General features: G+C 72.5%; 24 protein-coding genes. 11 read left to right on the top strand and 13 right to left on the bottom strand.

The features are described 5' to 3' along the window. Positions 1 to 19: 19 nt before the first annotated feature. Together C1I92_RS16490 and C1I92_RS16485 are read left to right on the top strand one after the other, a co-directional pair. Positions 20 to 853, top strand: coding sequence for a RecB family exonuclease (locus C1I92_RS16490; protein WP_111255741.1), 834 nt, complete (start codon positions 20 to 22; stop codon positions 851 to 853). 143 nt (positions 854 to 996) lie between these two features. Next, positions 997 to 1734, top strand: coding sequence for a L,D-transpeptidase (locus C1I92_RS16485; protein ID WP_111255740.1), 738 nt, complete (start codon positions 997 to 999; stop codon positions 1732 to 1734). Positions 1735 to 1824: 90 nt separating this feature from the next. Here the strand turns inward: C1I92_RS16485 and C1I92_RS16480 are convergent, their stop codons facing one another. Beyond that, complete coding sequence (locus C1I92_RS16480) at positions 1825 to 4398, bottom strand: helix-turn-helix transcriptional regulator (RefSeq protein WP_146605166.1); 2574 nt, start codon at positions 4396 to 4398, stop codon at positions 1825 to 1827. 380 nt (positions 4399 to 4778) lie between these two features. Here C1I92_RS16480 and C1I92_RS16475 point away from each other — a divergent pair, with 380 nt between their 5' ends. Beyond that, positions 4779 to 5744: a threonine ammonia-lyase gene (locus C1I92_RS16475; protein ID WP_111255738.1), complete on the top strand. Its 966-nt coding sequence runs from the start codon at positions 4779 to 4781 to the stop codon at positions 5742 to 5744. Positions 5745 to 5782: 38 nt separating this feature from the next. Here C1I92_RS16475 and C1I92_RS16470 read toward each other — a convergent pair whose 3' ends face one another. Further along, a complete protein-coding gene (locus tag C1I92_RS16470; protein WP_111255737.1) occupies positions 5783 to 7306 on the bottom strand; it encodes a DEAD/DEAH box helicase in 1524 nt (507 codons plus the stop codon). A gap of 224 nt (positions 7307 to 7530) precedes the next feature. Between C1I92_RS16470 and C1I92_RS16465 the strand changes: the two genes are divergently transcribed. After that, the gene (locus C1I92_RS16465) at positions 7531 to 8226 is read left to right on the top strand and encodes a ferritin-like fold-containing protein (protein ID WP_111255736.1); all 696 of its coding nucleotides are present in this window, start codon (positions 7531 to 7533) and stop codon (positions 8224 to 8226) included. A gap of 51 nt (positions 8227 to 8277) precedes the next feature. On the opposite strand, the gene C1I92_RS16460 is transcribed toward C1I92_RS16465, so the two are convergent. The 3 genes from C1I92_RS16460 to C1I92_RS33850 form a co-directional block, all read right to left on the bottom strand. Next, the gene (locus C1I92_RS16460; protein ID WP_111255735.1) at positions 8278 to 8505 is read right to left on the bottom strand and encodes a DUF3107 domain-containing protein; all 228 of its coding nucleotides are present in this window, start codon (positions 8503 to 8505) and stop codon (positions 8278 to 8280) included. A 113-nt stretch (positions 8506 to 8618) separates the two neighbouring features. Beyond that, positions 8619 to 9203, bottom strand: coding sequence for a TetR/AcrR family transcriptional regulator (locus C1I92_RS16455; RefSeq protein WP_369124108.1), 585 nt, complete (start codon positions 9201 to 9203; stop codon positions 8619 to 8621). A 94-nt stretch (positions 9204 to 9297) separates the two neighbouring features. Beyond that, on the bottom strand, positions 9298 to 9489 hold the full coding sequence (locus C1I92_RS33850) for a hypothetical protein (protein ID WP_111255733.1): 192 nt from the start codon (positions 9487 to 9489) through the stop codon (positions 9298 to 9300). Between the two features lie 81 nt (positions 9490 to 9570). On the opposite strand from C1I92_RS33850, the gene C1I92_RS16445 reads away from it, so the two are divergent. The 3 genes from C1I92_RS16445 to C1I92_RS16435 are packed head-to-tail and all read left to right on the top strand — an operon-like array spanning position 9571 to position 12582. Then, a complete protein-coding gene (locus C1I92_RS16445) occupies positions 9571 to 10566 on the top strand; it encodes an alpha/beta fold hydrolase (RefSeq protein WP_158564163.1) in 996 nt (331 codons plus the stop codon). Positions 10567 to 10577: 11 nt separating this feature from the next. After that, positions 10578 to 11750, top strand: a complete 1173-nt coding sequence (gene moeZ / locus C1I92_RS16440) for an adenylyltransferase/sulfurtransferase MoeZ (protein ID WP_111255732.1) — start codon at positions 10578 to 10580, stop codon at positions 11748 to 11750. Between the two features lie 4 nt (positions 11751 to 11754). Continuing rightward, a complete protein-coding gene (locus C1I92_RS16435) occupies positions 11755 to 12582 on the top strand; it encodes a hypothetical protein (RefSeq protein WP_111255731.1) in 828 nt (275 codons plus the stop codon). A 6-nt stretch (positions 12583 to 12588) separates the two neighbouring features. Here C1I92_RS16435 and C1I92_RS16430 read toward each other — a convergent pair whose 3' ends face one another. Together C1I92_RS16430 and C1I92_RS16425 are read right to left on the bottom strand one after the other, a co-directional pair. Further along, on the bottom strand, positions 12589 to 14991 hold the full coding sequence (locus tag C1I92_RS16430; protein ID WP_158564162.1) for a lysylphosphatidylglycerol synthase transmembrane domain-containing protein: 2403 nt from the start codon (positions 14989 to 14991) through the stop codon (positions 12589 to 12591). Positions 14992 to 15043: 52 nt separating this feature from the next. Then, on the bottom strand, positions 15044 to 17431 hold the full coding sequence (locus C1I92_RS16425; protein WP_158564161.1) for a flippase-like domain-containing protein: 2388 nt from the start codon (positions 17429 to 17431) through the stop codon (positions 15044 to 15046). 55 nt (positions 17432 to 17486) lie between these two features. Between C1I92_RS16425 and C1I92_RS16420 the strand changes: the two genes are divergently transcribed. Further along, the gene (locus C1I92_RS16420) at positions 17487 to 17795 is read left to right on the top strand and encodes an MGMT family protein (RefSeq protein ID WP_111255728.1); all 309 of its coding nucleotides are present in this window, start codon (positions 17487 to 17489) and stop codon (positions 17793 to 17795) included. 10 nt (positions 17796 to 17805) lie between these two features. Here the strand turns inward: C1I92_RS16420 and C1I92_RS16415 are convergent, their stop codons facing one another. After that, a complete protein-coding gene (locus C1I92_RS16415) occupies positions 17806 to 18954 on the bottom strand; it encodes an amidohydrolase family protein (protein ID WP_111255727.1) in 1149 nt (382 codons plus the stop codon). A gap of 103 nt (positions 18955 to 19057) precedes the next feature. Here C1I92_RS16415 and C1I92_RS16410 point away from each other — a divergent pair, with 103 nt between their 5' ends. The 3 genes from C1I92_RS16410 (at position 19058) to C1I92_RS16400 (ending at position 21177) form a co-directional block, all read left to right on the top strand. After that, positions 19058 to 19408: a Rieske (2Fe-2S) protein gene (locus C1I92_RS16410; RefSeq protein ID WP_111255726.1), complete on the top strand. Its 351-nt coding sequence runs from the start codon at positions 19058 to 19060 to the stop codon at positions 19406 to 19408. Between the two features lie 29 nt (positions 19409 to 19437). Next, positions 19438 to 19863, top strand: a complete 426-nt coding sequence (locus C1I92_RS16405; protein ID WP_111255725.1) for an RbsD/FucU family protein — start codon at positions 19438 to 19440, stop codon at positions 19861 to 19863. 120 nt (positions 19864 to 19983) lie between these two features. Beyond that, positions 19984 to 21177, top strand: coding sequence for an endo-1,4-beta-xylanase (locus C1I92_RS16400; protein WP_111255724.1), 1194 nt, complete (start codon positions 19984 to 19986; stop codon positions 21175 to 21177). Positions 21178 to 21180: 3 nt separating this feature from the next. Here C1I92_RS16400 and C1I92_RS16395 read toward each other — a convergent pair whose 3' ends face one another. From C1I92_RS16395 to C1I92_RS16375, 5 genes are read right to left on the bottom strand one after another with little or no spacing between them, the layout of a single operon-like run. Then, positions 21181 to 22233: a Gfo/Idh/MocA family protein gene (locus tag C1I92_RS16395; protein WP_111255723.1), complete on the bottom strand. Its 1053-nt coding sequence runs from the start codon at positions 22231 to 22233 to the stop codon at positions 21181 to 21183. Then, positions 22233 to 23231 carry a Gfo/Idh/MocA family protein gene (locus C1I92_RS16390; RefSeq protein WP_158564160.1) on the bottom strand — a complete coding sequence of 333 codons (999 nt, stop codon included), beginning with the start codon at positions 23229 to 23231 and terminating at the stop codon, positions 22233 to 22235. Before C1I92_RS16390 ends, C1I92_RS16395 begins: the two co-directional genes overlap by 1 nt. Next, positions 23228 to 24217 carry a carbohydrate ABC transporter permease gene (locus C1I92_RS16385; protein ID WP_158564159.1) on the bottom strand — a complete coding sequence of 330 codons (990 nt, stop codon included), beginning with the start codon at positions 24215 to 24217 and terminating at the stop codon, positions 23228 to 23230. The genes C1I92_RS16390 and C1I92_RS16385 overlap by 4 nt, the downstream gene beginning before the upstream one ends. Further along, entirely contained in the window at positions 24214 to 25155 is a 942-nt protein-coding gene (locus C1I92_RS16380; RefSeq protein WP_111255721.1) for a carbohydrate ABC transporter permease, read from the bottom strand. Before C1I92_RS16380 ends, C1I92_RS16385 begins: the two co-directional genes overlap by 4 nt. A gap of 20 nt (positions 25156 to 25175) precedes the next feature. Beyond that, the gene (locus tag C1I92_RS16375) at positions 25176 to 26483 is read right to left on the bottom strand and encodes an ABC transporter substrate-binding protein (RefSeq protein WP_111255720.1); all 1308 of its coding nucleotides are present in this window, start codon (positions 26481 to 26483) and stop codon (positions 25176 to 25178) included. Positions 26484 to 26524 lie beyond the last annotated feature (41 nt).

The following is a 26524-nucleotide window of genomic DNA, read 5'->3' as shown; positions in this document are numbered from 1 at the left end:
CGGCGGGGAGAATGGCCGCATGAGCCAGCCCATCCTCGACGGCATGCCGCGGCGGTTGTACAGCGCCACGCCGACCAGGCTGAACACCTGGCTCGACTGCCCCCGTCGCTACCGCTTCACCTACCTCGACCGGCCGCCGCCGCCCAAGGGGCCGCCGTGGGCGCACAACACGCTGGGCGCGGTCGTGCACAACGCGCTGGCCGGCTGGTGGCGGCTGCCGCGCGAGGCGCGCACGCCGTTCAAGGCCGGCGCCATGGTCGACGAGTACTGGACGTCCGAGGGCTTCCGCGACGCCGAGCAGGCCGACCTGTGGCGGGTCCGGGCCCGCGAGATGGTGACGGGGTATGCAGGCAAGCTCGACCCCGACGACGAGCCGCGCGGCGTGGAGCGCACCGTCGGCCTCATCCACGGCGGCACGTCGCTGACCGGCCGCATCGACCGCGTCGACCAGCGCGGCGACGAGCTGGTCATCGTCGACTACAAGACCGGCCGGCACGTGCTCACCACCGACGACGCCCGCGCGTCGCTGGCGCTGGCGGTCTACGCCGCGGCCGCCGCCCGCACGCTGCGCACGCCGTGCCGGCGGGTCGAGCTGCACCACCTGCCGTCCGGCTCCGTCGCGGTGTGGGAGCACGACGATCGCACCCTCGCCCGGCACCTCGACCGCGCCGACGGCATCGCCGCCGAGTGCGCCGAGGCCGACGCGGCGTTCAAGGCCGGCGACACCGGTGACACCCGGTTCCCGCCGCGGCCGTCGTCACTGTGCGGCTGGTGCGACTACGTGCAGCACTGCCCCGAGGGCCGGGCGTCGACGCCGACGCGAGCCTCGTGGGCCGGCCTCGAGACCTCCTGACCACGGCGCTGACCGATATTGGCGCATCGGTCACGTTTACCCTGACGCGCCCGAGAGCATGATCATGCGGGCGCGGTCACCGGGTCGACGGGGTGGCGTACGCTGAGTGACGGTTTCCCCCGGACCGACCTGAAGGAGCACGGATGGCTGGACGCTACGGCGTCTCGTCCCGATCGGCCGTGCGGCGGGTGTCCCGCCGGCGCCGCCGCTCCCGCGTCAGCGGCGTGCGGGTCACCGTGCTCAGCGGCTCGGTCGCCGTCGTCGCCGGCCTGTTCGGGCTGGCCGGCACCGCCACCGGGCCCGACGTCCCGGCCAGCGCGGGCGTGCTGCCGCCGCTGTCGGACCGCGACGGCGACGACACCTCCCGCGGCGACGGCCGCGAGGCGGCCACGAAGACCACCCGGCCGGTCATGGTGAAGGTCGTCGTGGCGCCGCCGCCGGACCCGAACGTGAAGCCGGTCGCCACCGCGCCGCTCCCGGCCGGCAGCGGCTCCGGCCACCGTGTCGTGTTCGACATCACCCAGCAGCAGGTCTGGCTGGTCGCCGCCGACGAGACCGTCGTGCGCACCTACTTCGTCTCCGGCAGCCGCTATGACCAGCTGCCCACCGGCACGTTCGACGTGTTCTCCAAGTCCCGCGACGCCGTCAGCTGGCACGGCACCGAGACCATGGAGTACATGGTGCGGTTCTTCCGCGGCGAGAACTCCAACATCGGCTTCCACGACCTGCCGGTCGCCACCGCCACCGGCGCCGAGGTCCAGACGCTCTCGCAGCTGGGCACGCCGCTGTCCGACGGCTGCATCCGGCAGGACCTCGAGGACGCCGTCGCGCTCTGGGAGCACACCGAGGTCGGCACCCCGGTCGTCGTCGTCCGCACCTGACGGCCGCCGCGCCACCACCCCCGGTCTTCTGCCGCCTCCCTAGGCATGCACGCCTGGTAGAGCGGGAGCAGCCCTACTTAACGTGATCATTCAGCGGCCGCTCAGCGCGGCCGGCAGCTCGGCCCGGCTGGTGATGCCGAGCTTGGCGTAGATGCGGGCCAGGTGGCTCTCGACCGTCCGCGTGGAGATGGTGAGCCGGCGGGCGATGTCGCGCGAGGAGATCCCGGCGGCGGCCAGTGGGGCGATCTCCTGCTCGCGCCGGGTCAGCGCGATCGTCTGCTGCCGCGGCGGGTTGGTCCAGACGCCGAAGCCGGCCAGCGTCGCCTCGTGCGCGGCGGCCAGCTCGGCGTCGCCGTCGGCGAGTGCGCGGGCGTAGCCGGCCATCGCGTCGGCCCGGAGGAGGCCGTCGCACCGCTTGGCGGCGGCGGCCATCCGGTCGGCGACGTCGGACAGCGTCACCTCGCGGGCGCTGGGCAGCCCGTCGGCCAGCCCGAGCAGCGCGATGTGCAGGGAGTCCAGCTCGGCCGGCGGAAGGTGCGCGTCGGCGGCCGAGTCCGCGGCGGCCAGCGCCTGGTCGACGGCGTCGCCCTCGCAGCGGGCCAGCCCCACCCACAGCAGGGTGCGCCGGCGCCGTCCGTACATCGTCGACGACTCGTGCACCGGCTGGCGCAGCGCCTCCTCCCGGAACCGGTTCGCCTCGTCGAGGTCGTTGGTCCAGATGGCCGCCTCCGCCGCCAGCGCGAGGACGGCGGGCAGCAGCCCGCGCGGGTCGGCGTCGCGCAGCGCGGCGATGGCTCCGCCCAGATGCCCGGACGCCTCGGACCAGCGGCCGCGGGCCATCGCCAGCTGCCCCTCCACGAGCCCCGGCACGTTGCGGTGATGGTGCACGTGCCCGATGTCGAGGTCGGACTCGTCCGCGTGCATCCGCTCCGCGCCGTCGACGTCTCCGGCGAAGAGCCGGATCACCACGCAGGCCGCACGCAGCGGCATGAGGAACGCCGTCGCCTCGGACAGCGACTCGCGGGCCGCGGACATGTACCGCTCGCCCAGCCGCAGCGCCTCGGCCACCCGGCCGGCCCGGGCCAGCGCCAGCTGTGCCGACGCCGCCAGCTGGATGCGGGCCAGCAGCGGCAGCGTCGTGTCGGCGAGGAACTCCACCGCCTCGTCCAACGCCTCCTCGCCGCTGCCGGCGTTCATCAGCACCGACAACCGGTGCCCGCGCAGCACCGCCGACGACTGCGGGCAGCTCGCGACCTGCGGCAGCGTCGCCTCCAGCAGCCGGACCGCGGCCGCCGGGTCGGCCTGCCCGTGGAACAGCACGTCGGCGCCGGTGATCGCGGCGTGCGCCCGCAGCCCCGGCGTCAGCACCGGAGCCGGCAGCGCGTCCAGCTGGTCCAGGTCGGCCTGGGCGCGGTCGACGGCGCCGAGCACGCGGTGCGCCCGGGCCCGCTGGGCCAGCGCGCCGGCCACCACGCTGTCGTCGGGGTCGGCCAGCAGCGCCAGGTCCGCGAACCGGCGCGCGTCGGCGGCCTGCTGCAGCCGGTTGGCCAGCGCGGCCGCCTCGACCAGCAGCTCCGGCTCGGGTACCGACCCGGCCTCCAGCGCCCACGACACCCACCGCAGCAGGTCCGGCAGCGACGCGTCGTGCGGGCCGGGCAGGTGCTGGACGACCCGCTCGCGCAGCACCCGGCGCCGTCCCGGCAGTACCAGACTGCGGATCGCCTCGCCGTACACGGGGTGCGACAGCCGCGCCGTCGGCGGCACGGCGGCGTTGTCGACGACCAGCATGCCGGCCTCGACCAGGGAGTCGACGGCGCCGGTGTCGGCCAGCTCGAACAGCAGCGGCAGCGGCAGCGACTCGGCCAGCGAGACGATCTCCAGGACCTCGCGCTCGCCGTCGGGGCGGCGGCGCAGCTCCGCGGTGACCAGCTCGATCAGCCGCCCGGGCACCACCGGCCCGGTCCACGTCCACACGCCGTGGTTGTGCAGCAGCTCGTCGCGGCTGAGCGCGGAGCGGACCAGCTCGCGCAGGTAGAGCGGGTTGCCGAGGCTGGCCTCCCACATCCGGCGGTCGGTGTCGCGGCCGACGACGCCGCCCAGCGCCTCGCGCAGCAACAGCGTCGTCTCGGCCCGGTCCAGCGGAGCGATGTCGATCCAGCGCAGCCAGCCGTCCTTGTACAGCGTCACCAGGTCGTCCGGGATGCCGGGGCCCGGCCGGCTGGTCACCAGCAGCCGGGCTCGTCTGGACATCGCCAGCATGCGCAGCACGCCCGCGCTCGCGCCGTCGAGCAGGTGAGCGTCCTCGACCCGCAGGACGACCGACCGCCCGCCGGCGTCGCGGCCGAGGCGGTCCGCGGCGGCCTGGAACACCGAGATCGGGCTGGTGTCGGCATGCGCCGCAACGTCGGTCAGCAGCGGGGCCAGCGCGCCGAGCATCACCGGCTGCGCCCGGCTCGGCGATGTGACGGTCACCACATACGCGGTATCGGCGACGGCCAGCTCCAGCCGGCTCGCCAGCGTCGACTTGCCCACGCCCGACTCGCCCACGAGCAGCACGCCCAACGCCGTCGAGGCGTCGTCACCGGCCAGGACCTGCAGCGCAGCCGCGTACTCCTCGTAGCGGCCGACCAACGGCCACTGGCTCAACGCGTGAGTGGCGTGCATGCACGCCAACGGTAGACGCGGTTGAGCATGATCACGACGATCGCCGCATAAGAATTTGCGTAATCACTACGGATGTCGCCGCGTGGGCCGGTTCGTAGCGTTGGGCACAGCTTGTCGCCCGGTACGCCGGGCGCGACAGGCTCGGGATGACGGCGGGCTGGTACCCACGTCTGACTCCCGTGCACGGCTGGACAGCAGGGGGCGCCTGCGACACCCGGCCGTGTGGCCTTCCGATGACCGTCGGCACCCTCCACCCCGAGGTCACACCACCCCTGCGCCGGCGGGCATCGGAAGGCGCACTGGACCGAAGGGGTCCGGTGACCCCCTCCCCCGTGGGGTCACCGGACCTCTTCGCACGTTCGCGGCTAGGCTTCGACGACGTGCTGGAGACGCGCCTCGACCTCGCCCGGATCCGGGCGGCTCGCCGGATGATCGATCCGCTCTTCCTCGACACACCGCTGTACCGCTGCGAGGCGATGGAACCGGACCTCGGCTGCGCGGTGAGCGTCAAGCTCGAGACGGCGAACCCGGTGCGCAGCTTCAAGGGCCGCGGCACCGAGGTGGTCGCGAGCCTGCTTGCGGCGAACGGCGCCGGCGCCGCGGTGTGCGCCAGCGCGGGCAACCTCGGCCAGGCCCTCGCGTGGTCCGGTCGTCGCCGCGGGCTCGACGTGACCGTCGTGGCCTCGCGGTTCGCGCCCACGGCGAAGCTCGAGCGCATCCGCGCATTGGGTGCCCGGCTGGAGCTCGTCGACGGCGACTTCGACCAGGCCCGCGAGCGGGCGGCGGCCATCGCGCGGCACGACGGCATCCGGCTGGTCGAGGACAGCCAGGATCTGGAGACGTGCGAGGGCGCGGCGACGATCGGCCTGGAGCTGGTGGACGCGGCGCCGCCGTTCGACGCCGTCCTGATCGCCCTCGGCGGCGGCGCGATGGCCACCGGCGTGGGTCACGTGCTGAAGGCGCTCGCGCCCGGTGTCGAGGTCATCTGCGTCCAGCCGCTCGGCGCGCCGGCGATGACGCTGTCGTGGCGCGAGCGGCGCGTCGTCACCACCGAGTCCACCGACACGATCGCCGACGGCGTCGCCGGGCGCCGTCCGATCCCGGCCGTGCTGGACGACCTGCTCGCGGTGGCCGACGACGCCGTCCTCGTCGAGGAGGCGTCGATCACCGCCGGCATGCGGGTCCTGCTCGAGCACGCCGGGCTCGTCGTGGAGCCGTCGGCCGCGCTCGGCGTCGCGGCGATCCTCGAGGACCGCGACCGCTTCGCCGGGCGGCACGTCGCCACCATCGTCTGCGGCGGCAACGTCGATCTCGACGCGTACCACCGCTGGGTGGGCGTGGTGTGACGATCGCCCCGGCGCCCGGGGCGATCGTCAGCTGCCCGTCAGGGCGTGGCGGTCGGGTCCGCCTCGGGCGCGTGGCCGCCGCCGGCGCCGTCGTCGACGGACTTGCCGCCGCGGGTACGGCGCCGGGAGCGCTGCCGGCGGGGCCGGGACTCCTCGTCGGGACGGTGCTCGGCGCGGGCCTCGGACCGGCCGTGCCCGCCGCCCGACGACTCGCCGCCGCGGGTGCGGCGACGACCGCCCTCACGGCGGGCCCGCGGCTGCCGGCTGCGGCTCTTGCCGGTCTCGCCGAGATCCTCCAGCTGCTCGGCCTCCAGGCCGGCCCGGGTCCGCTCGGACCGCGGCAGCGTCCCCTTCGTGCCCGGTGGGATGCCGAGATCGTGGAAGAAGTGCTCGCTGCTGGAGTACGTCTCGACCGGCTCCGGGTAGGGCAGGTCGAGAGCGTCGTTGATCAGCTTCCAGCGGGTGAGGCTGTCCCAGTCGACGAACGTGACGGCGACGCCCGAGGCGCCGGCCCGGCCGGTGCGGCCGATGCGGTGCAGATAGGCCTTCTCGTCCTCGGGGCAGGTGAGGTTGACGACGTGGGTGATGCCCTCGACGTCGATGCCGCGGGCGGCGACGTCGGTGGCCACCAGCACATCGACCTTGCCGCTGCGGAACGCCCGCAGCGCCTGCTCGCGCGCGCCCTGGCCGAGGTCGCCGTGCACGGCTGCGACGGCGAAGCCGCGATCGCGGAGCTCGTCGGCCATCCGCTGGGCGGCCCGCTTGGTCTGGCTGAAGATCATCGCCAGCCCACGGCCCTCGGCCTGCAGCAGCCGCGCCACCATCTCGTCCTTGTCCAGCTGGTGCGCGCGGTAGACGAACTGCGCCGTCGTCGGCACCGTCTGGGTGTCGTCGGGGGCCTCGGCCCGGATGTTCACCGGGTGCCGCATGTAGCGACGGGCGAGGCCGATGACGGCGGCCGGCATGGTGGCCGAGAACAGCATCGTCTGGCGCAGCTCGGACGTCAGTGCGATCAGCTTCTCGACGTCGGGCAGGAAACCGAGGTCGAGCATCTCGTCGGCCTCGTCGAGGACGAGGACCTTGACATGGCTGAGGTCGAGGTGGCCCTGGGCGGCGAGGTCGAGCAGCCGGCCCGGGGTGCCCACGACGACCTCGACGCCCTTGGTCAGCGCGTTGACCTGCGGCTCGTAGGCGCGGCCGCCGTACAGCGTGACGATGCGGACCTTGCGCACGGCCGCGGCGGTGGTGAGGTCGCCGTTGACCTGGACGGCCAGCTCGCGCGTGGGAGTGACGACCAGCGCCTGCGGCTTGCCGGGCTCGTTGGCCAGGCCGTAGTCGCGGTCGCCGGGAGCGACGATGCGCTGCAGCAGTGGGATGCCGAACGCGAACGTCTTGCCGGTGCCCGTCCGGGCCTGACCGATGAGGTCGTTGCCGGTCAGGGCCACCGGGATGGCCATCTCCTGGATGGGGAAGGCCTCGGTGATGCCGACGCGCTCGAGCGCCTCGGCGATGGGTGGGAACACACCCAGCTCGGTGAAGGTTGTCAGGGCGTCTCGCCTCATTCGTCGCAGGACCCCGAGGCCGCGAGACGGCGTGCACGCGACGCGCCAACCGGGCCGCGCGCCGGCGACTTAGCCGGCGGGCCCAGAGGCCGCGTGGTATCGCGTACGGACGTCCGGTTCGTCCCCAGGGGGCGCCCGTTTCGCCCGGACGCCATCTATACCATCGCCCAGTGTAACGGCAAGTCGATTGGAGTGCTGTTCACCGTCATCGGCGCCACGCCGTTATCGTTGCGATCGTGACCGCGAGTGACGCCTTCGAGGACCCCGCCTACCGGGCCGGCGTCGTCGATCTGCTCGGTCTGCTGGGCCTCGGTGAGCTGATGGGGTTCGAGCGGATGGCCGCCGACGCGGGCCTGGCGCCGACGCTGGCCGACAAGGCCGCGCTGGCCGGCATGGCCGTCACCGAGTTCCATCACTTCGAGCGGATCCGCGAGCGGCTGGACCAGCTCGGCGCGCCGGTCGACGACGCGATGGCGCCGTTCCGGACGCCGCTGGAGCAGTTCCACGCCAACACCGCGCCGGCGAACTGGCTGGAAGGCCTGGTCAAGGCCTACGTCGGCGACGGGCTGGCGGCCGACTTCTACCGCGAGGTCGCCGAGACCGTCGACCCGGCGACCCGCGAGCTGGTGCTCGAGGTGCTGGCCGACGCCGGGCACGCCGACTTCGCCGTCGGCCGGGTCCGCGAGGCCGTCGACGCCGACCCCCGCCTGGCCGGCCGGCTCGCGCTGTGGGCCCGCCGCCTGGTCGGCGAAGCCCTCGCCCAGGCCCAGCGCGTCGCCGTCGACCGGGACGCGCTGGCGGTCCTGCTCGTCGGCGGCGTCGACCGCCCCGGCATGGATCTCGCCGAGATCGGTCAGCTGTTCGCGCGCATCACGAAGAAGCACAGCGACCGGATGACCAAGCTCGGCCTGTCGACCTAACTGGGGCGAACCGAGAACCCCGGAGGGTGCGAGACCCTCCGGGGCGGACGATCAGACGGTGCCGAAACCGACCCGGCGCTCGACCGGCTCACCGATCTCGACGTAGGTGAGGTGGGCGGTGCGGACGAGCACCCGCTTGCCGCGCTCGTCGGTGAGGTCGAGCAGCCCTTCCTTGTCGGTCATGGCGTCGCGCACCACTCGCTCGATCTCCTCGGGCGACTGACCGCTCTCGAGCACCAGCTCCCGGGTGGCGTTGTGCACGCCGATCTTGACCTCCACGGCCACTCTCGTCTCCCCTCGGCGCAGGAACCTGCTTGTCGGTGTGTTGGTCAACCGCAAGGCTAGTCCAGGCCATTCCGCACGCGACGCCGTGTGCGCCGCGAGCGTAATCGTCAGCCGTCGCGCTTGGGGAAACCGCGGATGCCACGCCAGCCGAGGGCGGCGACGAGCTCGGCGGCGGCCGCGCGCGGGATTCCGGCGCCGGACGACAGCCAGTACCGCGCGGTGACCTGGGCGATGCCGACCAGGCCGACGGCGAGCAGGTTCGACTCCTGCGGCGGCAGGCCGGTGTCGTCGGCGATGATCTGGCTGACCTCCTGCGAGCACAGCTCGGTCAGCCGGTCCAGCCGCTCGCGGACGGCCGGCTCGTTCGGGAGGTCGGACTCGAACAGCAGCCGGTAGCCGCCGTTGTCGTTGTCGACGAACTCGAAGTAGGCGTTGACGGTGGCGATGACGCGCTGCTTGTTGTCGTCGGTGGAGGCCATCGCCCGGTGCAGGATCTCGAGCAGCTCGTTCTTGCTGGCGTCGAGCAGCGCGATGTACAGCTCGAGCTTGCCCGGGAAGTGCTGGTAGAGGACCGGCTTGCTGACGCCGGCGCGGTCGGCGATGTCGTCCATGGCCGCGGCGTGGTAGCCCTGTGCGACGAACACCTCGCGGGCGGCGCCGAGGAGCTGGGCCCGGCGCTGGTCACGGGGCATGCGGATGCCGCGGGCCGGTATGGCGGGCACGGTCGTCACGGCACTCCTCGGATTGGATATATGTCGGGATCGTATCGTTCCCGGCCCCGAACCCTCAGCGATAGTCGTCCTCGTCGTACCCGACCGGCTGGCGTTGTTCCTGCGCATCGGCGGGGTCGACGCCATCCGGAACCGTGGCCGGGACGTCGTCGCCGGAATCGTCCGGATCGTCGACGAGGGGACGGTGCTGCTCGGTCAGGTCGCCCTCGGCGACCTCGGGATCGTCGTGGCTGCGGCGCTCGGTCACTGTGCACCTCCCGGACCCGTGTCTCTCATCGACGGTACCCGCTCAGCATTTCCTCAGCCCCTTCTGTGCCAACATCGGAGGGTGGAACGGATCGAGGCCTGGCCCGGGGAGCACCTGACGCTCTCGACCGGGCGGCGCGTGTTCGTCCGCCACACCGAGCCCGAGGGCGACGGGGACGGCGACGACCGCACCCCGCTGGTGTATGTCCACGGACTGGGCGGCTCGTCCACGAACTGGACGACGCTCATGCGCGAGCTGCACGACGACGCCGCGCAATGGGCCATCGACCTGCCCGGCTTCGGCGAGTCGCCGCCCGGCGACCATCACACCGTCGCCGAGTACGTCGCCGACGTCGTCGCGTTCCTCGAGACGTTCGACCGGCCGGTGCACCTGGTCGCGAACTCCCTCGGCGGCATGATCTGCACCTACGTCGCCTCCTCGCGGCCGGACCTGGTGCTGACGCTGAGCCTGGTGTCACCGGCGATGCCGCAGTACCGGCTGCCGTGGGCGGCGCAGGCGACCGCCGTCATGGCGGTGCCGTGGCTGGGCGAGCGCATCATCCGGTCGGCCGCGTACGTCGCACCGGAGAAGCAGGCCGAGCGACTCGCCGCCATCCTGTTCGCCGACGTGGCCGTGATCCCGATGGCCGAGCTCACGTTCGCCGCGGAGCAGCGCGACCAGTGGATGAGCCGGCCGTATGCCGACACCGTCCTGCTGCAGGCGCTGCGCTCGATCGTGCGGCACTACACCCGGCCCGGACGCGAGTCGGCCTGGCGGGCCGCCAGCCACATCCTGCGGCCCACGCTGGTCATCATGGGCGCGCGCGACGCCCTGGTCGGCGCGTGGGGCCGCACCCGGTGGCGGCGGGCGCTGCGGTACGCCCGGCTGGTCTACATGCCCAACACCGGGCACGTCGCGATGATGGAGCACCCCGCCGCCGTCGCCGGGATCATCCGCGAGTTCGTCCGCGACGCGTCCAGGATCCGGACATCGGCGTCCACCAGTCGAACACCGGGGCGGGGAATGCCGCCGTCCGTGGCACCGTTGAGCGGAGAAAGCACGCACGCCACGACCTGACGGAGCCGATCGTGTCCCTGCCCCCTCTGGTGGAGCCCGCCGCGGAGCTCACTGTCGACGAGGTCCGCCGCTACTCCCGGCACCTCATCATCCCCGACGTCGGCATGGACGGCCAGAAGCGGCTGAAGAACGCGAAGGTGCTGGTCGTGGGCGCGGGCGGGCTCGGCTCCCCGGCGCTGCTGTACCTCGCGGCGGCCGGCGTGGGCACGCTGGGCATCGTCGAGTTCGACGAGGTCGACGAGTCCAACCTGCAGCGTCAGATCATCCACGGCCAGTCCGACATCGGCCGGTCGAAGGCGCAGTCGGCGCGCGACTCCGTCAAGGAGGTCAATCCGTACGTCAACGTCGTCCTGCACGAGACGCGCCTCGACAACGACAACGTGCTGGAGATCTTCGCCGGCTACGACCTCATCCTCGACGGCACCGACAACTTCGCCACCCGCTACCTGGTGAACGACGCCGCCGTGCTGCTGGGCAAGCCGTACGTGTGGGGCTCGATCTACCGGTTCGAGGGCCAGATCAGCGTGTTCTGGGCCGAGCACGGGCCGAACTACCGCGACCTCTACCCCGAGCCGCCGCCGCCCGGCATGGTCCCGTCGTGCGCCGAGGGCGGCGTGCTGGGCGTGCTGTGCGCGTCCATCGGCTCGGTCATGGTCACCGAGGCGATCAAGCTCATCACCGGCATCGGCGACCCGCTGCTGGGCCGGCTCATGATCTACGACGCGCTGGAGATGAACTACACCACGCTGAAGATCCGCAAGGACCCGACCGCCGCGCCGATCACCGAGCTGATCGACTACGAGGCGTTCTGCGGCACGATCAGCGAGGAGGCCGCGGAGGCCGCGTCCGACGCGACCATCTCGGTCGTCAAGCTCAAGGCCTGGCTCGACGAGCGCGCGGCCGGTCAGCGCGACTTCCTGCTGGTCGACGTGCGCGAGCCGAACGAGTACGAGATCAACCGCATCCCCGGCGCGGTGCTCATCCCGAAGGGCGAGTTCCTCACCGGCGAGGCGCTCACGAAGCTGCCGCAGGACAAGCAGGTGGTGCTGCACTGCAAGTCGGGCATGCGCTCGGCCGAGGCGCTGGCCGTCGTCAAGGGCGCCGGCCTGGCCGACGCCGTCCACGTCGGCGGCGGGGTCGCCGCGTGGGTCAACCAGATCGACCCGTCCCAGCCCTCGTACTGATCCCATGCGCCGCCTGCCGGCCGTCCTCGCCCTGGTGGCGACGGCGGCCGGCTGCGGCTCGGACCCCGGCTCGTCCGGCGACGCCACCGCGACCATCGACTGCCGGCTGCCGTGCGAGACGCTGACCGACTGGGTCTCCTACGCCGACCATGTCGCCTACGTCGAGGTGATCGACGAGCGCGAGCTGGCGTTCGAGCAGCTCGAGGGCGAGCCCGAGGGGAACGGCTACGTCCCGCGTGAGGTGAGCGCCGACGTCGGCGACGTGCTGTGGTCGCGCGACGGCGCGCCGGCGCTGCCCGGCGAGGTCAGCTGGGGCACCGGCGGCTGGTCGGTCGACGACGGCGACCGCGAGCCGGTGGAGTTCGGCGTCCCGGTCGACGTGGGGGAGCGCTACCTCGCCGTGCTGGTGCTGACGCCGGAGGAGGACGGCCCGCCGGCCTGGGCCCCCATCGCGCCGCACGCCGTCCTTGCGGTCGGCGACGACGACGTGCCCGAGGGGTCCGGCCCGGAGACGCCGGGCCGGGCGGCGCTGGCCGGGGAGTCGCCGGACGAGATCGCCGAGCTGCTGGCCGGCACCGCGCCCGACCCCGTCGCGCTGCGGTACTACGACGTCGACCCGGTGTCCCGCTACAACGCCGTCGTCCTGGAGAGCTGGCCGGAGCTGCACGGGTTCGTGAAGGCGACCGGCGACATGGGCGCGCCCGGCTACGTCCGCACCGCCGACCTCCCGCTGACCGAGGGCCCGTCGCCCGGGCCGATCCCGGTCTACGACGAGACCGGCGAGCACCAGATCGACACGTTCACCCCCGGCGTCGGTGTGCTGCACCGCTGAGAGCGGTCAGAGCATCTCGCGGCGCTGCATCTGGGTCCACAGCACCCAGCCGGGCAGGATCGGCAGCCAGAACGACACGATGCGGAACACCAGGACCGCCGTCACCGCCGTCGTCGCGCTGACGCCCAGCGTCGTGACGCCCGCGGTCAGGGCGGCCTCGACGGCGCCCAGGCCACCCGGCGTCGGCACGGCCATGCCGAGCGTGTTGCCGACCAGCTGGACGACGGCCATCGCGGCCAGGTTCGCCGCGCCGCCGACCGCCTTCAGGCACGTGTAGAAGCAGAAGATCAGGCTGGCCGACTGCAGCACGATCCCGGCCAGCGCCACCAGCAGCTTGCGCGGGTTGCTCAGCACGTCCAGCAGCCGCGGCAGGCCACGCTGCGCGAAGTCGCTCCACAGCGCCCGCAGCCGCAGCCGCACCGGCGGGATCAGCGCCAGCACAGCCGCCGCCGCCAGCACGATCAGCACGATGATCAGCGTGTTCAGCGACGGGTCGATGTCCGGCGCCGCCGACGAGCCGGACGCGACGCCGAGGATGCCGATCACCGGGAACGTGATCGAGACGTTCGCCACCTGGTTCGCCGCGACGCTCGCCGCCGCCAGCGGCGCCGCCACGCCCGCCTTCGTCAGCACCCGGATGTTGATCGCGACGACGCCGACGGTGGCCGGCGCGAACAGCCGCAGGAAGCCCAGCGACACCTGCGCGCCGAGGACGCGCCAGAACGGCACCTTCTCCGGCACGAACCCCAGCAGCGCGAACGTCGCGCCGATGTAGCTGGTGAACATCAGCACGATCGCGATGAACAGCCAGCGCCAGTCGGTCTGCGACCACAGCTGGGTCAGCGACACGTCGGAGAGCTGGGTGCCGACGAGGTACACGGCGAACACTGCGCCGACGCCGGTGAGCAGCGACAACGGCCGCAGCCGCTGCAGCCGCACCGGCTGGTCGGGCTCCTGGCCCGTGCTGCTGACCAGCCCGTCGCGCAGCTTCGTCAGCACGTCGCGGCGGCCCTTGAGGTCCAGCCGGGTGGACCGGGCCAGCGCCACCGGCTGCAGCAGCGGGATCGCGGCGCTGACGACGTCGCGGCCGAGGACCCGGATCGCGGTCTCGATGGTCCGCTCGACGCCGACCACGAGGGCGCAGCCGACCAGCGCCTGGGCGAGGTCAGCCCGGATCGCCAGCTCCGGCGCGGCCACCTCGCCGCCGGACGGGTCCAGCAGCCAGACCTTGCCGGCGTCGGAGACCAGGATGGTCCGCCCGGAGATGCGCCGGTGCGCCACCTCGTTCTTGCGCAGCCGGCCCAGCTGGCGCCACAGGTCCTCCAGCATCGCGTCGGTGACCTGGTCGGCGGGCATCTTGGCCAGGATCGTGCCGGGGACGTGGTCGTAGACGATGGCGGCCGCGTCGGACCCGATCCGCAGGACGTTGCGCAGCTTCGGCGTGCGGGCGCCGGCCCGGGAGACGGCGAGGGCCTGCAGCGTGATCTGGTTGACGGCGTTGCGCATCGTCAGCATCTGCCGCGGCAGCACCTCCTCGCGGGTGCGGATCTGGTCGGCGGTGCGCACGACGATCCCGGCGCCGTCGTTGTCGCGGTCCAGCACCAGCACGCCGAGCGCGCCCTGCGAGCTCTCGGCGATGTAGCGGCGGTACTTGTCGACGGGGTCGGCGCGCAGCGCGGTGACGTCGTAGCCGTTGTCGCGCAGCACGGCGGCGACCTTGTGGCCGTTGGGCGCCAGCGACGGCTGACCGCTGACCAGCCGGACCAGCAGGCCGACGGCACGGCCGAGGCCGAGCGAGACCAGCAGGCCGCCGACCGTCACCTCGCCCTGGAACAGCCAGACGGCGAAGCTGCCGGCGATCGCGAACCCCGCCACCTGCCGGATCCGCGGCAGCTGCAGCCGCGACACGACTGTCATCATCGCCATCAGCAGTGTCGGCATCGCCGGAACGGCCGTCCCGTCGAACCCGTTCACCACCGGGACGAACGTGTCGTGCAGCCGCTCCGGCGCGGGCCCGGCCAGCCAGTTCGACAGCAGCGCCGCCGAGATCGACGCCAGCGCGCCCGCGGCCAGCAGCTCGACCGTCGTGCGCATGCGGCCGCGCACCATCAGCAGGAACACCAGCACCGGCGGCAGCAGCAGGCTGGCCAGCTCCGACGCCAGCGCGATGAAGTCGACCGGGCCGCTCGGGACGACGCGGTTCAGCGCGGCGAGGTCGGCGGTCAGGCTGGTGAGCGTCCGCTCGGCCACGACGGCGAGCGCCGCCAGCGCCGTCATCAGGACGAGGACGAACACCAGCCGCAGCCCGTCGATGGGCCGGCGGGTACGACGCGGCAGCGGCGGCTCCTCGACCACGATCTTCGCGGCCGGGGCCGGCCGCGCGCGCGTTGCCTCGGTCGTCTCCGTCATCGCAGACCGATCGTCGCATGCGCCCGGCCCGCTCATGGCGACGACCCGCGAGTCAGAGCAGGTCGCGCCGTCGCAGTTGGGTCCACAGCACCCAGCCGGGCAGGATCGGCAGCCAGAACGACACGATGCGGAACACCAGCACGGACGTCACCGCCGCGGTGGTCGGTACGCCCAGTGTGCTGACGCCGGCGGTGAGCGCGGCCTCGACGGCGCCCAGGCCACCGGGGGTCGGCACCGCCATGCCGAGCGTGTTGCCGACCAGTTGGACGACGGCGAGGCCGGCCAGGTTCACCGTCTCGCCGACCGCCAGCAGGCAGGCGTAGAAGCAGAGCACCAGACTCGCCGTCTGGCCGACGATCCCACCGACCGCCATGGCCAGCTTCCGCGGGTCGGACAGCACGTCCAGCAGCCGGGGCAGGCCGCGCTCGGCGAAGTCGCTCCACAGCGTGCGCAGCCGGGACCGCACCGGCGGGATGATCGCGATGACCGCCGCGGCCAGCAGCAGCCCCAGCACGACGATCAGCGTGCTCGACGACGGCAGGCCCGGCAGCGCCGTGCGCCCGGAGATCACCGCCATCACCGCCAGCAGCGGGAACGTGATGGCGACCTGCGCGACCTGGTTGGCCGCGACGCTGGCCGCCGCCAGCGGCGCCGCGACACCGGACTTGGTCAGCAGCCGGATGTTCATCGCGACGTTGCCCACGGTCGTCGGCGCCATCAGCCGCAGGAAGCTGAGCGCGACCTGCGCGCCGACGACCCGCCAGAACGGCACCCGTTCCGGCACGAAGCCCAGCAGCCCGAGCGCCATCGTCAGGTAGTTGGTGAACATCAGGCCGACCGCGAGGATCAGCCAGCGCCAGTCGGTGCGCTCCCACAACTCGCTGAACGACACATCGGACAGCTGGGTGCCGACCAGGTAGACCGCGACCACCGTGCCGACGCCGGTGAGCAGCGACAACGGCCGGATTCGCTGCAGCCGCACCGGTTCGGCCGGCGCGCCGAGCCGGTCGACCAGGCGGTCGCGCAGCCGGATCAGCACTTCGCGGTGGCCCTTGACCTGCTGCCGGGTGCCCGGCGTCAGCGCGACCGGCTGCAGCAGCGGGATGGCCGAGCGGACGACGTCGGGGCCGAGCACGTCCAGCGCGGTGTCGACGACGCGATCCGGTCCGGCGACGATGCTGGTGGCGGTGAGCGCCTGGGCGAGGTCGGTGCGCATCGCCACGTCGCTGGCGGCCAGCTCGCCGCCGGACGGGCTGAGCAGCCAGACGTGCCCGTCGTCGTCGACCATGATGGTGCGCCCGGACAGCCGGCGGTGCGCGACGTGGCTGCGGCGCAGGTCGGCGAGCTGGCGCCACAGGTCGGTCAGGATCTCGTCGCTGATCTCGTCGGCGGTGAGCTCGCTCAGCGCGGTGCCGTGGACGTAGTCGTAGACGAGCGCGGCAGAGTCGCCGTCGACCCGCAGGACGGTGCGCAGCCCTGGGGTGCGGGCGCCGGCCCTTGCCACCGCGAACGACTGCAGCGCGATCCGGTCGATGGCGTCGCGCAGCGTCAGCGTCTGCCGCGGGAGCACCTCCTCGCGGGTCAGCAGCCGGTCGAAGCCGCGGGCGATGGTGCCGGCGCCCTCGTGGTTGCGGTCCAGCACCAGCACGCTGTACCGGGCCTCGGGCGTCTCCGCGGTGAGCCGCCGGTACTCGCCGGACGGATCCGCGCGCAGCGCCTTGAGCTGGTAGCCGGCCGCCTCCAGGGTGGCGGCGATCTTCTGCCCGCTCGGCGCCAGCGACGGCTGACCGCCGGCGATGCGCACCAGCAGCCCGGCCGCGATGCCGATGCTGGTCGCGATCAGCAGGCCGCCGACGGTCGCGTCGCCCTGCAGCAACTGGACGGCGTAGGTGCCGGCGATGGCGAAGATCGCGACCTGCCGCAGCCGCTTCACGTCCAGGTGCGACACGACGGTGACGACGGCGACCAGCAGCGCGGGGTAGGCGGGCACCGGCGTGCCCTCGATGCCGTCGACCACCGGGACCAGGCTGTCCTGCAGCCGCTGCGGCGCCGGCCCGGACAGCCATTCCGACACGAGCGCGGCGGCGACGGAGGCGGTGACGCCGGCGAGCAGCAGCTCGACGGTGGTCCGGACCCGGCCGCGGATCATCAGCACCGCGACCAGCCCGATCGGGATGACGACGCCGGCCAGGTTCGCGGCGAAGTCGATGATGCCGACGATGCTGCCCGGCACCCGCGTGTTGAGGTCGGCGAGGTCGGCCGTGATCGACGTCATGGTCCGCTCGGCGACGATCGACATCGCGACCAGGCCGGTCAGCACCCCGCTGACGATCAGCAGCGACAGCACGTCGGCGGGGCGCCGGGCGCGCGGAGGCAGCGGCGGCTCGTCGACCACGATCTCGTCGGCCGACGTGCTGTCGTTGTCGCTGGGCACTGTCATCGAGGAAGCATCGTCGCACGGCTGATGGCCGTCGTCGGTCAGGCACCATGGGCGGATGGACGACGAATACGCCGAGGCGGTGCTGAGCGTGGTCGAGGCCATCCCGCCGGGCCGGGCCATGTCCTACGGCGCCATCGCCGACGTCGTCGGCCAGACGCTGGGCCGCGGCGGGCCCCGTCAGGTCGGCACCGTCATGTCGACGGTCGGCGGGACGGTGGCCTGGTGGCGCGTGGTGACGGCGGCCGGCCGGCCGCCGCGCGGGCACGAGGTGCGGGCCCTGCGCGAGTTCGCCGCCGAGGGCACCCCGCTCACCCGCGACGGCGAGCGCGTCGACCTGCGCCGGGCCGCCTGGTACCCGGACTGACCGGCTCGGCTCAGAGCCGGTCGCCGTAGGTCTCGATCGCGTTGCGCGCCTTGACCCGGTCCCGGGTAGCCGGCGGCAGCGCGGTGAGGACGTGCAACGGCTCGTCGAAGTCCCAGTGCGGGTAGTCCGAGCTGAACATCAGCGTCCGGTCGGCCCGGGCGACCTCGAGCAGCGCGTGCAGGTGACTGCGCCGCTTCGGCTCGGGCAGCGGCTGTGTGGTGAACCGCACGTGGTCGGCGATGTACTCGCTGGGCAGCCGCTTGATCCACGGCACCTCGTCGCGCAGCCCCTTGACGTTCTTGTCCAGCCGCCAGATCACGTCCGGGATCCAGCCGATCCCGCCCTCGGTGACGACGACCTTGAGGTCCGGGAACCGCTCGAAGACGCCGTGGCAGACCAGGCTGATCACGTTGGCCTGGAACACCTGGCTCAGACCGGTGTGCCACTCGACGTAGTACGTCGGGGTGCCGCCGGCCATCGGCGGCGACGTGCGGAAGATGCCCTCGCCGGAGTTGGGGTGGACGGTGACCGGCAGCCCGAGCTCGGCTGCGGCCTCGTAGATCGGGTAGTAGTGCCGCTCGCCCATGAGGATGTTCGTCAGCGGGAGCAGCACGGCGACGAACCGCTCGTCCCGGCCCGCGCGCCGGATCTCGCGGGCGGCGAGCGCGGGGTCCTGGGCGCCGACGACGAGCGTTCCCCTGTACCGCTCGTCGGCGGCGAGCCAGGTCTGCGCCAGCCAGTCGTTGTAGGCCGACGCGATGAGCGCGGCCGCGTCGGGGTCGGGCAGCGCGCCGAGCCCCAGCACCTCGCCGCCGATGAGCACGGCGCGGTCGATGCCGTGCGTGTCGAGCAGTTGCCGGGCCGAGAACTCCGGATCCGCGCCCGGCGCCGAGCCGTCCGGCGCCCGGGCGTCGTCGCGGAGCACGCCGGCCTGGTTGACGTAGAGCAGGTTCCGCGGGATCGACACCGCCTCGCGGTGGCCGGTCGTGGTGAGGTTGCGGCGCTCGTCCAGCCCGAGCCGGCGCTGCGCCGCCCGCGACAGGTACGGCCGCAGGTCGCCCATGCCGCCCTTCATGATCGGGTGGACGTCGCAGTCGACCAGGCGGTAGCGGCTCGCCTCGGCGTCCTCGGCGGCGGGGTGGTCGAGGAGTTCGGTCATGAGGGCTCCTGTGCGGGCAACCGTTGCGGGACGGTCCGGAAACCGTCAGAGTTCATGCTTAGCAAATCGTTTGGCTCGACGATTGTCCAGAGAGGGAGGGCGGATGGACGTGCGCATCGGACCCGTGGAGGACGTCCGGCGGGACGGCTGCCGGGTGGTCGAGGTCGACGGCCGCCGGGTCGGCGTGATCAGCGTCGGCGAGGAGTTCTTCGCGATCGGCGACAAGTGCCCGCACATGGGCGCCTCGATCTGCGCCGGCTCGCTGAGCGGCACCTTCGTGCCCGCGGGTCCGCACGAGCTGGTCTACGGGATGGACAATCGGGTGGTCCGCTGCCCCTGGCACGGGTGGGAGTTCGACCTCGAGACCGGCCGGTCGCTGCTCGAGCCGAAGCGGGTCGGGCTGCCGACCTACCGGGTGTCGCAGCGCGACGGCGAGGTCGTCCTGCACACCTGACCGCCGCCTCCACCGACGAGAGGACTCACGTGCTCAAGACCATCGACCCCCTGCTCAACGGCGCGCTGCTCGGCCACCTGGCGGACATGGGGCACGGCGACGTGCTGGCGATCGTCGACCGCAACTTCCCGGCGGCGTCGACCGCCCGGCGGCTGGTGACGCTGTCCGGCGTGGACGTCACCACGGCGGCCCGGGCGATCCTGACCGTGTTCCCCGTCGACACCTTCGTCGAGCCCGCGCTGCTGCGGATGGGCCCGGTCGGCGACGAGGGCACCGTGCTGGAGGTGCATGCCGACCTGCAGGCCGCCGTCGACGAGGCCGAAGGGCGCGCGGTCGCCTCGGCGCCGCTGGAGCGGTTCGAGTTCTACCGGCGGGCGGCCGGGGCCTACCTGGTCGTCGCGACCACCGAGGCACGTCCCTACGGCTGCTTCCTCCTCGTCAAGGGCGTCGTCTGAACTCTGCCGCGCCGGGGTCTTGCCCTCGCGGCGGGGCAGCCACTACGGTCATGGCAATCGATTTGCGTGTGAGGGTCGTCACAACGTCGACCGGGTATCCCGTCCTCCCGAGGAGTCCGCATGCACGAGCCGAGACCCGTGACCCGTCGTTCCCTGCTGGCCGGCGCCGGAGCCGTGGCCGTCGGCGCCACCGGCCTGGCAGGCGTCGCCCAGGCCGGGCGCCGTCCCCGCCGTCCCCGCAGCGGGTACCCACCGCTGTGGCAGCAGGCCTGGCAGAGGGGGATCGTCTTCGGTTCCTCCATCGCCACCTGGCAGCTCGACGCCGACTACCCGGCCCTGCATGCCCGCGAGGCCGGCCTGCTCTTCACCGAGGACGACCTGCTCTGGTACCAGCTCAAGCCGAGCCCGGACGCGCCGCTGAACTTCGGCCCCGGTGACCAGATCATCGGGCTCGCCGAGCAGAACGAGCAGCTGGTCATCGCCGCCCACCTCGCCTGGGACGAGGGGTTCGGCGAGGGCTGGACCGAGGACGATCTGTGGGGGCTGACGGCGGCCGAGGCCAGCGACCTGCTGTACGGCGTCATCCACGCGGAGGTGGCGCACTACCGCGGCCGCGCCGACGGCTGGATCGTCGCCAACGAGGTGACCGACCCCTTCGATGCCGACGCGAACGGGTTCCGCACCAACGTGCCGTGGTACGCCACCATCGGATCGAGCTACATCGCCGAGAGCTTCCACATCGCGCATCAGGAGGACCCCGGCGCGCTGCTGCTCATCAACGAGTTCGGCTTCGAGACCGTCAACGAGTTCGGCGACCAGCCCGGGCCGCGCCGGCAGGCGTACCTCACGGCGATCGACACGCTGCTCGACGACGACGTCCCGGTGCAGGCCGTCGGCATCCAGGGTCATCTGCTCGCCGACCGGTTCGCCACCAGGTTCAACGAGAACGCCTACCGCGCGTTTCTCGGCGAGATCGCCGACCGGGGCCTGCCGATCCTCATCACCGAGCTCGACGTCCTCGACGACGGCCTGCCCGCGGCGATCGGCCCGCGCGACCAGAAGGTGGCCGACGTCTACCGCCGCTACCTGGACGTCACGCTGGACGAGGAGGCCGTCAAGGTCGTCGTCGCGTTCGGCCTCACCGATCGCTACACCTGGCTCGAGGAGGACCAGCCGCGGCCGGACGGCGCACCTCGGCGGCCGCTCGCCTTCGACGACAACCTGCAGCGCAAGCCGGCCGCCGACGCGATCAGCGCCGCCTTCGCCGCCGCGCCCTGCCGCGACCCCCTCTGGACCCCACCGCGAGTCCCATGATCATCAATGATCCACCCCCCTCTGGGTGGTTGGATCATTGATGATCATGGGGGTGTGACGGGCTGCGGACCGGTAGCCGGCGAGAGCGATCTCCAGGGCCCGCAGCCCGTCGACGCCCGTGGCGCACGGGTCCTGGACGGCGCCCGCCCGGACCGACTCGGCGAACGCGGCGAGCATGGCCCGGTCCGCGTCCTCGGCGAATGACCCAAGCCGCAGGCCGCGCGGTGCGCCGTCGCGGACGGACACCACCCGCAGCGCCTCGGCGGCGTCGGTGAGGTCGAGCGAGCCGTCGGTGCCGACCAGGCGCAGGTAGAAGTCGTAGTCCCAGGGGTTGCCCTCGGGCACCGACCAGCTCGGGTCGACGCTGCCGACGGCGCCGTTGTCGAAGCGCAGCGACAGCACCGCGACGTCGTCGACGCCAAGGTCCCAGAGCAGCGAGCCGGCCTCGGCGGAGACCTCGGTGACCTCGAGCCCGCTGACATGCCGCATCGCATCGGTGACGTGCACCGAGTGGTCGATGAGGGCGCCACCGCCGGCGGCGACCGGGTCGGTGATCCACGGCGGGTACGACGGCGGCAGCGGCGGCCGGCCGCGGTTGCCGCCCACCAGCCCGATCAGCTCGCCGAGCCGGCCCGACCGCACCGCCGCCCGGGCCCGGCCGACCAGCGGCAGGAACCGCGACACGAACGCCACGTGCAGTTGCACGCCGGCCGCGTCGCAGCCGCCGACGATCGCCCGGGCGTCCTCCACGCTCGTCGCGAGCGGCTTCTCGCACAGCACGTGCCGCCCGTGCGCGGCGGCCAGCTCCACGTGCGCGCGGTGGTCCACGGTGGCGCCGCACACGATGACGGCGTCGACGTCCGGCGCCGCGACGAGCGCCTCGGCGTCGTCCACGAAGGGGACGCCGAAGTCGCGCCGGATCCACTCCGCGTGCGCCGGCACCGCGTCGTGGACGCCGGTCACCCGGACGTCCGGCAGCCCGGACAACGCGCGCGCGTAGGCCCAGGCGTGCGTCGTGTGTGCGGCGCCGAGGATCGCGATGCCGATCGGGCGCATCAGCCCTCCCAGGTGGTCAGGTCGACGGTGCGGCCGGTGCCGGCCGACTCCAGCGCGGCCAGCGCCGTGCGCAGCGACTCCAGTGCCTCGGCGGCCGGCACCGGTGACGGCCCACCGGCGCGGATCGCGTCGAGGAACGCGCCCAGCTCGAGCACGAACCCGCGGTCGCCCAGCACGTCCCACCACTCGGCGTCGCCCTCGCGCGGATACAGGACGCCGCCGATCAGCTGGTCGTAGCTCCAGGACAGCCGGCCCTCGGCGCCGACGATCTCGGCCGAGAGCTTGAAGCCGCGCGCGGCCGGGTGCGCCCAGCCGCACTCGACGTGCGCGATGGCGCCGTTCTCGTACCGGACCGTGGTGAGCGTGTACGTCGCCGGCCCGGCGGCGCCGGCCGCGGCCATGCACTGCACCCGGACCGCCGGGCTGCCGATCACCCAGCGGGCGAAGTCGAAGCTGTGCACGGCCTGGTCCAGCAGCGGCCCGCCGGACCGCGCCGGGTCGGTCAGCCAGCCGGCCTCGCCCCAGCCCGGCAGCCCCGAGGTGGTGCTGTGCGTCAGCTGCCGCACCACGCCGATCTCACCGGCGACGACGCGGTCGCGGGCGCCGCGGTGATCCGGCTCGAACCGTGCGACGTGACCGACCATCAGCAGGCCCGGCGCGGCCGCCGCGGCCGCGACCACCCGGCGGGCCTCGTCCAGCGTGCGGGCCAGCGGCTTCTCGCAGATCACGTGGCGGCCGGCGGCCAGCGCCGCGAGCGTCGGCCCGGCATGCTGGTGCGGCGGGGTGCAGACGTCGACGACGTCGACACCGAGCTCCAGCAGGGAGCCGAGGTCGCGCAACGTCTCGGCGCCGTGCTCGACGGCGATCCGCTCGGCCTTCCCGGCCACCGGGTCCGCGACGGCGACCAGCCGGACGCCGGGCAGCGCGCGGTACGCCTGAGCGTGGACGCCGGCGATCCGGCCGGCGCCGAGCAGGCCGACCGTCAGCTCGTCGCTCACCCCTTGATGCCCGTCACCGCGATGCCGCGGACGAAGTGCCGCTGGAAGATCACGAACACCAGGATCATCGGCAGCGTCGCGATCACCGATCCCGCGAACAGCAGGTTCCAGTCGGTCCGGTTCTGCACGACGAACAGCGCCAGGCCGACCGGCGCGGTCAGCTTGTCCGGGTCGGACAGGATGACCAGCGGCCAGAAGAAGTCCTCCCAGGCGCCCTGGAAGGTGAAGATCGCGTTCGCGGCGAGCGCCGGCGTGCACAGCGGCAGCACCACGCTCCAGAAGATCCGCAGCTCGCCGGCGCCGTCCACCCGTGCGGCGTCGAGCAGCTCGTCGGGGATGGAGAGCATGAACTGGCGGAGCAGGAAGATGCCGAACGCACTGACCACGCCGGGCATGATCAGCCCCCAGTAGGAGTCCAGCCAGCCGTGCCCGCCGTTGCCGAGCCAGTCGTTGCCGCCGAAGAACGGGATGTGCTGGATGATGATGTAGTTCGGGATCAGCGTGACCTGGCCGGGCACCATCATCGTCGCGAGGAACAGCACGAAGATGACGTTGCGGCCCGGGAAGCGGCGCTTGGCGAAGGCGTAGGCGCACAGCGCGTTGAAGAACGTCTGCAGCACCGTGATCGTGACCGCGACGAACGCGCTGTTCGCGAACCACCGCCAGTCGCCGTGTCCCTGCGCCTGCTGGGCCTCGCTGAGCTCGCCGAGGTTGAGGAACCCCTTGTAGCCGTCGAGCGTCGGGTCGTCGGGCAGCCAGGTCGGCGGGTTGGCGAAGATGGTGCTGATCGGCTGGAACGACGCGCTGATCAGCCAGGCGAACGGCGCGACGAACAGGATCGCGACCGGCGCGAGGATGAGGTAGCTCCCCAGCTTCGCCCGCAGGGTGACGTGGTCCTTGTCGAGTGGCCGCTTCCGCTTCTTGGGCCGGGCCGGGGGCGGCGGCGCGAGCGCCGGGATCGTCTGCTCGTCCGTCACGTCGGTCACTCGGTTCCTCCGTCCCGGAACAGCCGCAGCTGCAGCGCGGTGAAGACGAGGAGCATCGCGAACAGGGCGAACGCGAGCGTGCTGGCATAGCCCATGTCGTAGTACTTGAACGCCCAGAGGTACATGTAATAGACCATCGTCGTGGTCCTGTTGACCGGCCCGCCGCTGGTCATGACGAAGATCTGGGTGAACACCTGCAGCGAGCCGATGATGCCGATGACCAGCAGGAACAGCGTCGTCGGGCGCAGCAGCGGGATCGTCACATGGCGGATGCGCCGCCACATCCCCGCGCCGTCGATCTTGGCCGACTCGTACAGCTGCGCGGGGATGGCCTGCAGGCCGGCGAGGTACACGACCATCGAGAACCCGACCCCGCTCCACACGCTCATCAGGACGACGGCGGGCATGGCGAGGTTGCGATCCGACAGCCACAGCAGCGGCTCGTCGATCAGCCGGGTCCGCATCAGGTAGTAGTTGAACAGCCCGAACTCGCCGTTGTAGAGCCACTTCCACAGCAGCGCCGACACCACGAACGGCGTCACCACCGGCAGGTAGTAGGCGGTGCGGAAGATCGCCCGGCCGCGGATCGGCTGGTTGAGCAGCAGCGCCAGGCCGAGCCCGATGATCATCGTCAGCGGGACCGAGGCGCCGGTGAAGTACACCGTGTTGAGGACCGACTGGACGAACCGCTCGTCGTGGATCATGTCCTCGTAGTTCTGCGTCCCGACGAAGGGCCGGTCCGGCTCGATGATGCTCCACCGGTGGAACGTCAGGTAGAACGCGAAGATCAGCGCGGCCAGCGTGAAGACCGAGAAGACGATCACGCCGGGGGCGATGAACAGGTACGCCGAGCGTTCCCGCCAGACTCGCCGGCGCAGCCCGCTGCTGCGTCCGGTCCGCTGGGTGTCCTCGCCGGCCGGCGCCACCGCCCTCGACATGCGTCCTCCTCCGTTGATCGTCAACCTCGGGCGAGAATCGCCTCGGCCTGCTGTGCGGTGTTGTTCAGCGCGTCCTCGGCGCTCTGGTCGCCGTAGATCGCCTTGCCCAGCTCCTCGTTGAGCACGGTCTCGATCCGCGGGAACAGCGGGTTGGCGACGGTGCTCGCGACACCGCACGGCATCAGGTCGATGAAGCCCTGCAGGACCGGCTTGGCCTGCGTGATCTCCTCGCCCTCGAGCAGCGACGTCAGCGGCGGCAGCAGCGTGCCCTCGGTCTCGTACGTCAGCCGGGCCAGGGTCTCGGGCCGGGACAGGAACTCCATCCACAGCCAGGCGGCGTCGGGGTTGTCGGTCTGGTCCATCATCACCAGCGAGTCGCCGGCGATGGTGGTCTTGCAGCCGGCCTCGCCCTCGGGCAGCGGAGCGGTCGCCCACTTGCCCTCGATGTCCGGGAACTCCTCGGTCAGCGTGCCGGCGAACCAGGCGCCGGCGATGTACATGCCGACCTGCCCCTCGGCGAACGCGACCCGGCCGTCCCACGAGTTGGAGTTCAGGTAGTCCGGCGGCGCGTACTGGGCCAGGCCGACGTAGAAGTCCGCGGCCTCGCGGGCCTCGTCGCTGGTGAACAGGATCTCGCCGTCCTCGCTCAGCAGGTCGCCGCCGGCCTGGTAGAGCCACGGGTACCAGTAGTAGGCCGACTCCGGCGCGAACATCTCGAACCCGTACGTGCCGGCCGCCGGGTCGGTCAGCGCGGCGGCCGCCTCCTCGAACTGCTCCCAGGTGGCCGGCGGGCCGTCGATCCCGGCCGCCTCGAACAGGTCGGTGCGGTAGAACAGGCCGGTCGTCTCGCCGCCCATCGGCAGGCCGTACATCGCGTCCTCGTAGGTGACGAAGGTCTTGAACGCCTCGACATAGTCGTCGGGGTTCACCACTTCGCTGCGCTCGATGTAGTTCGCCAGGTCGACCGCGGCGCCGCGCGAGGCGTAGTCGGCGGTGTCGCTGGCGTTGACGTACGCGACGTCGGGTGCGTTGTTGCCCGCGATCCGCGTCGTCAGGACCTGGGCGGCCTGCTCGGCCGGGACGTTCTCGAACTCGATGGTGATGTTGGGCTGCTCCTCGTGGAACTCATCGGCCAGCAGCTGCATCTCCGGCTGGTTGCCGATCCACGAGAAGAACGAGACGGTCACGGGCTCCGAGGGGGCCTCGACGGGGCCCTCGCCCGCACCCTGTGGCGCAGCGTCCGGCTCGTCGGACTCGCCGCCACAGGCGGCCAGGACCACGGACGTGATCGAGATGGCGGCGACCGCAGTGGCCGCCCTACGGGACACCTTTATCCTCACCGAACCAGCTCCTTGCTCACTCCGGTACT

The organism is Jiangella anatolica (genome assembly GCF_003236295.1).
GTDB lineage: Bacteria > Actinomycetota > Actinomycetes > Jiangellales > Jiangellaceae > Jiangella > Jiangella anatolica.
Note: the sequence above shows the minus strand (reverse complement) of the source record. Positions and strands in the feature narration are given on the sequence as shown.

Bases quoted from the DNA above. Each gene is read 5' to 3' on its own strand.
- C1I92_RS16485 (WP_111255740.1), top strand. From the start codon at position 997: ATGGCTGGACGCTACGGCGTCTCGTCCCGATCGGCCGTGCGGCGGGTG.
- C1I92_RS16480 (WP_146605166.1), bottom strand. From the start codon at position 4,398: ATGCACGCCACTCACGCGTTGAGCCAGTGGCCGTTGGTCGGCCGCTAC.
- C1I92_RS16420 (WP_111255728.1), top strand. From the start codon at position 17,487: ATGGACGACGAATACGCCGAGGCGGTGCTGAGCGTGGTCGAGGCCATC.
- C1I92_RS16455 (WP_369124108.1), bottom strand. From the start codon at position 9,203: ATGCCCCGTGACCAGCGCCGGGCCCAGCTCCTCGGCGCCGCCCGCGAG.
- C1I92_RS16425 (WP_158564161.1), bottom strand. From the start codon at position 17,431: ATGACAGTGCCCAGCGACAACGACAGCACGTCGGCCGACGAGATCGTG.
- C1I92_RS16435 (WP_111255731.1), top strand. From the start codon at position 11,755: ATGCGCCGCCTGCCGGCCGTCCTCGCCCTGGTGGCGACGGCGGCCGGC.
- C1I92_RS16410 (WP_111255726.1), top strand. From the start codon at position 19,058: ATGGACGTGCGCATCGGACCCGTGGAGGACGTCCGGCGGGACGGCTGC.
- C1I92_RS16380 (WP_111255721.1), bottom strand. From the start codon at position 25,155: ATGTCGAGGGCGGTGGCGCCGGCCGGCGAGGACACCCAGCGGACCGGA.
- C1I92_RS16490 (WP_111255741.1), top strand. From the start codon at position 20: ATGAGCCAGCCCATCCTCGACGGCATGCCGCGGCGGTTGTACAGCGCC.
- C1I92_RS16395 (WP_111255723.1), bottom strand. From the start codon at position 22,233: ATGCGCCCGATCGGCATCGCGATCCTCGGCGCCGCACACACGACGCAC.
- C1I92_RS16400 (WP_111255724.1), top strand. From the start codon at position 19,984: ATGCACGAGCCGAGACCCGTGACCCGTCGTTCCCTGCTGGCCGGCGCC.
- C1I92_RS16470 (WP_111255737.1), bottom strand. From the start codon at position 7,306: ATGAGGCGAGACGCCCTGACAACCTTCACCGAGCTGGGTGTGTTCCCA.
- C1I92_RS16415 (WP_111255727.1), bottom strand. From the start codon at position 18,954: ATGACCGAACTCCTCGACCACCCCGCCGCCGAGGACGCCGAGGCGAGC.
- C1I92_RS16430 (WP_158564162.1), bottom strand. From the start codon at position 14,991: ATGACGGAGACGACCGAGGCAACGCGCGCGCGGCCGGCCCCGGCCGCG.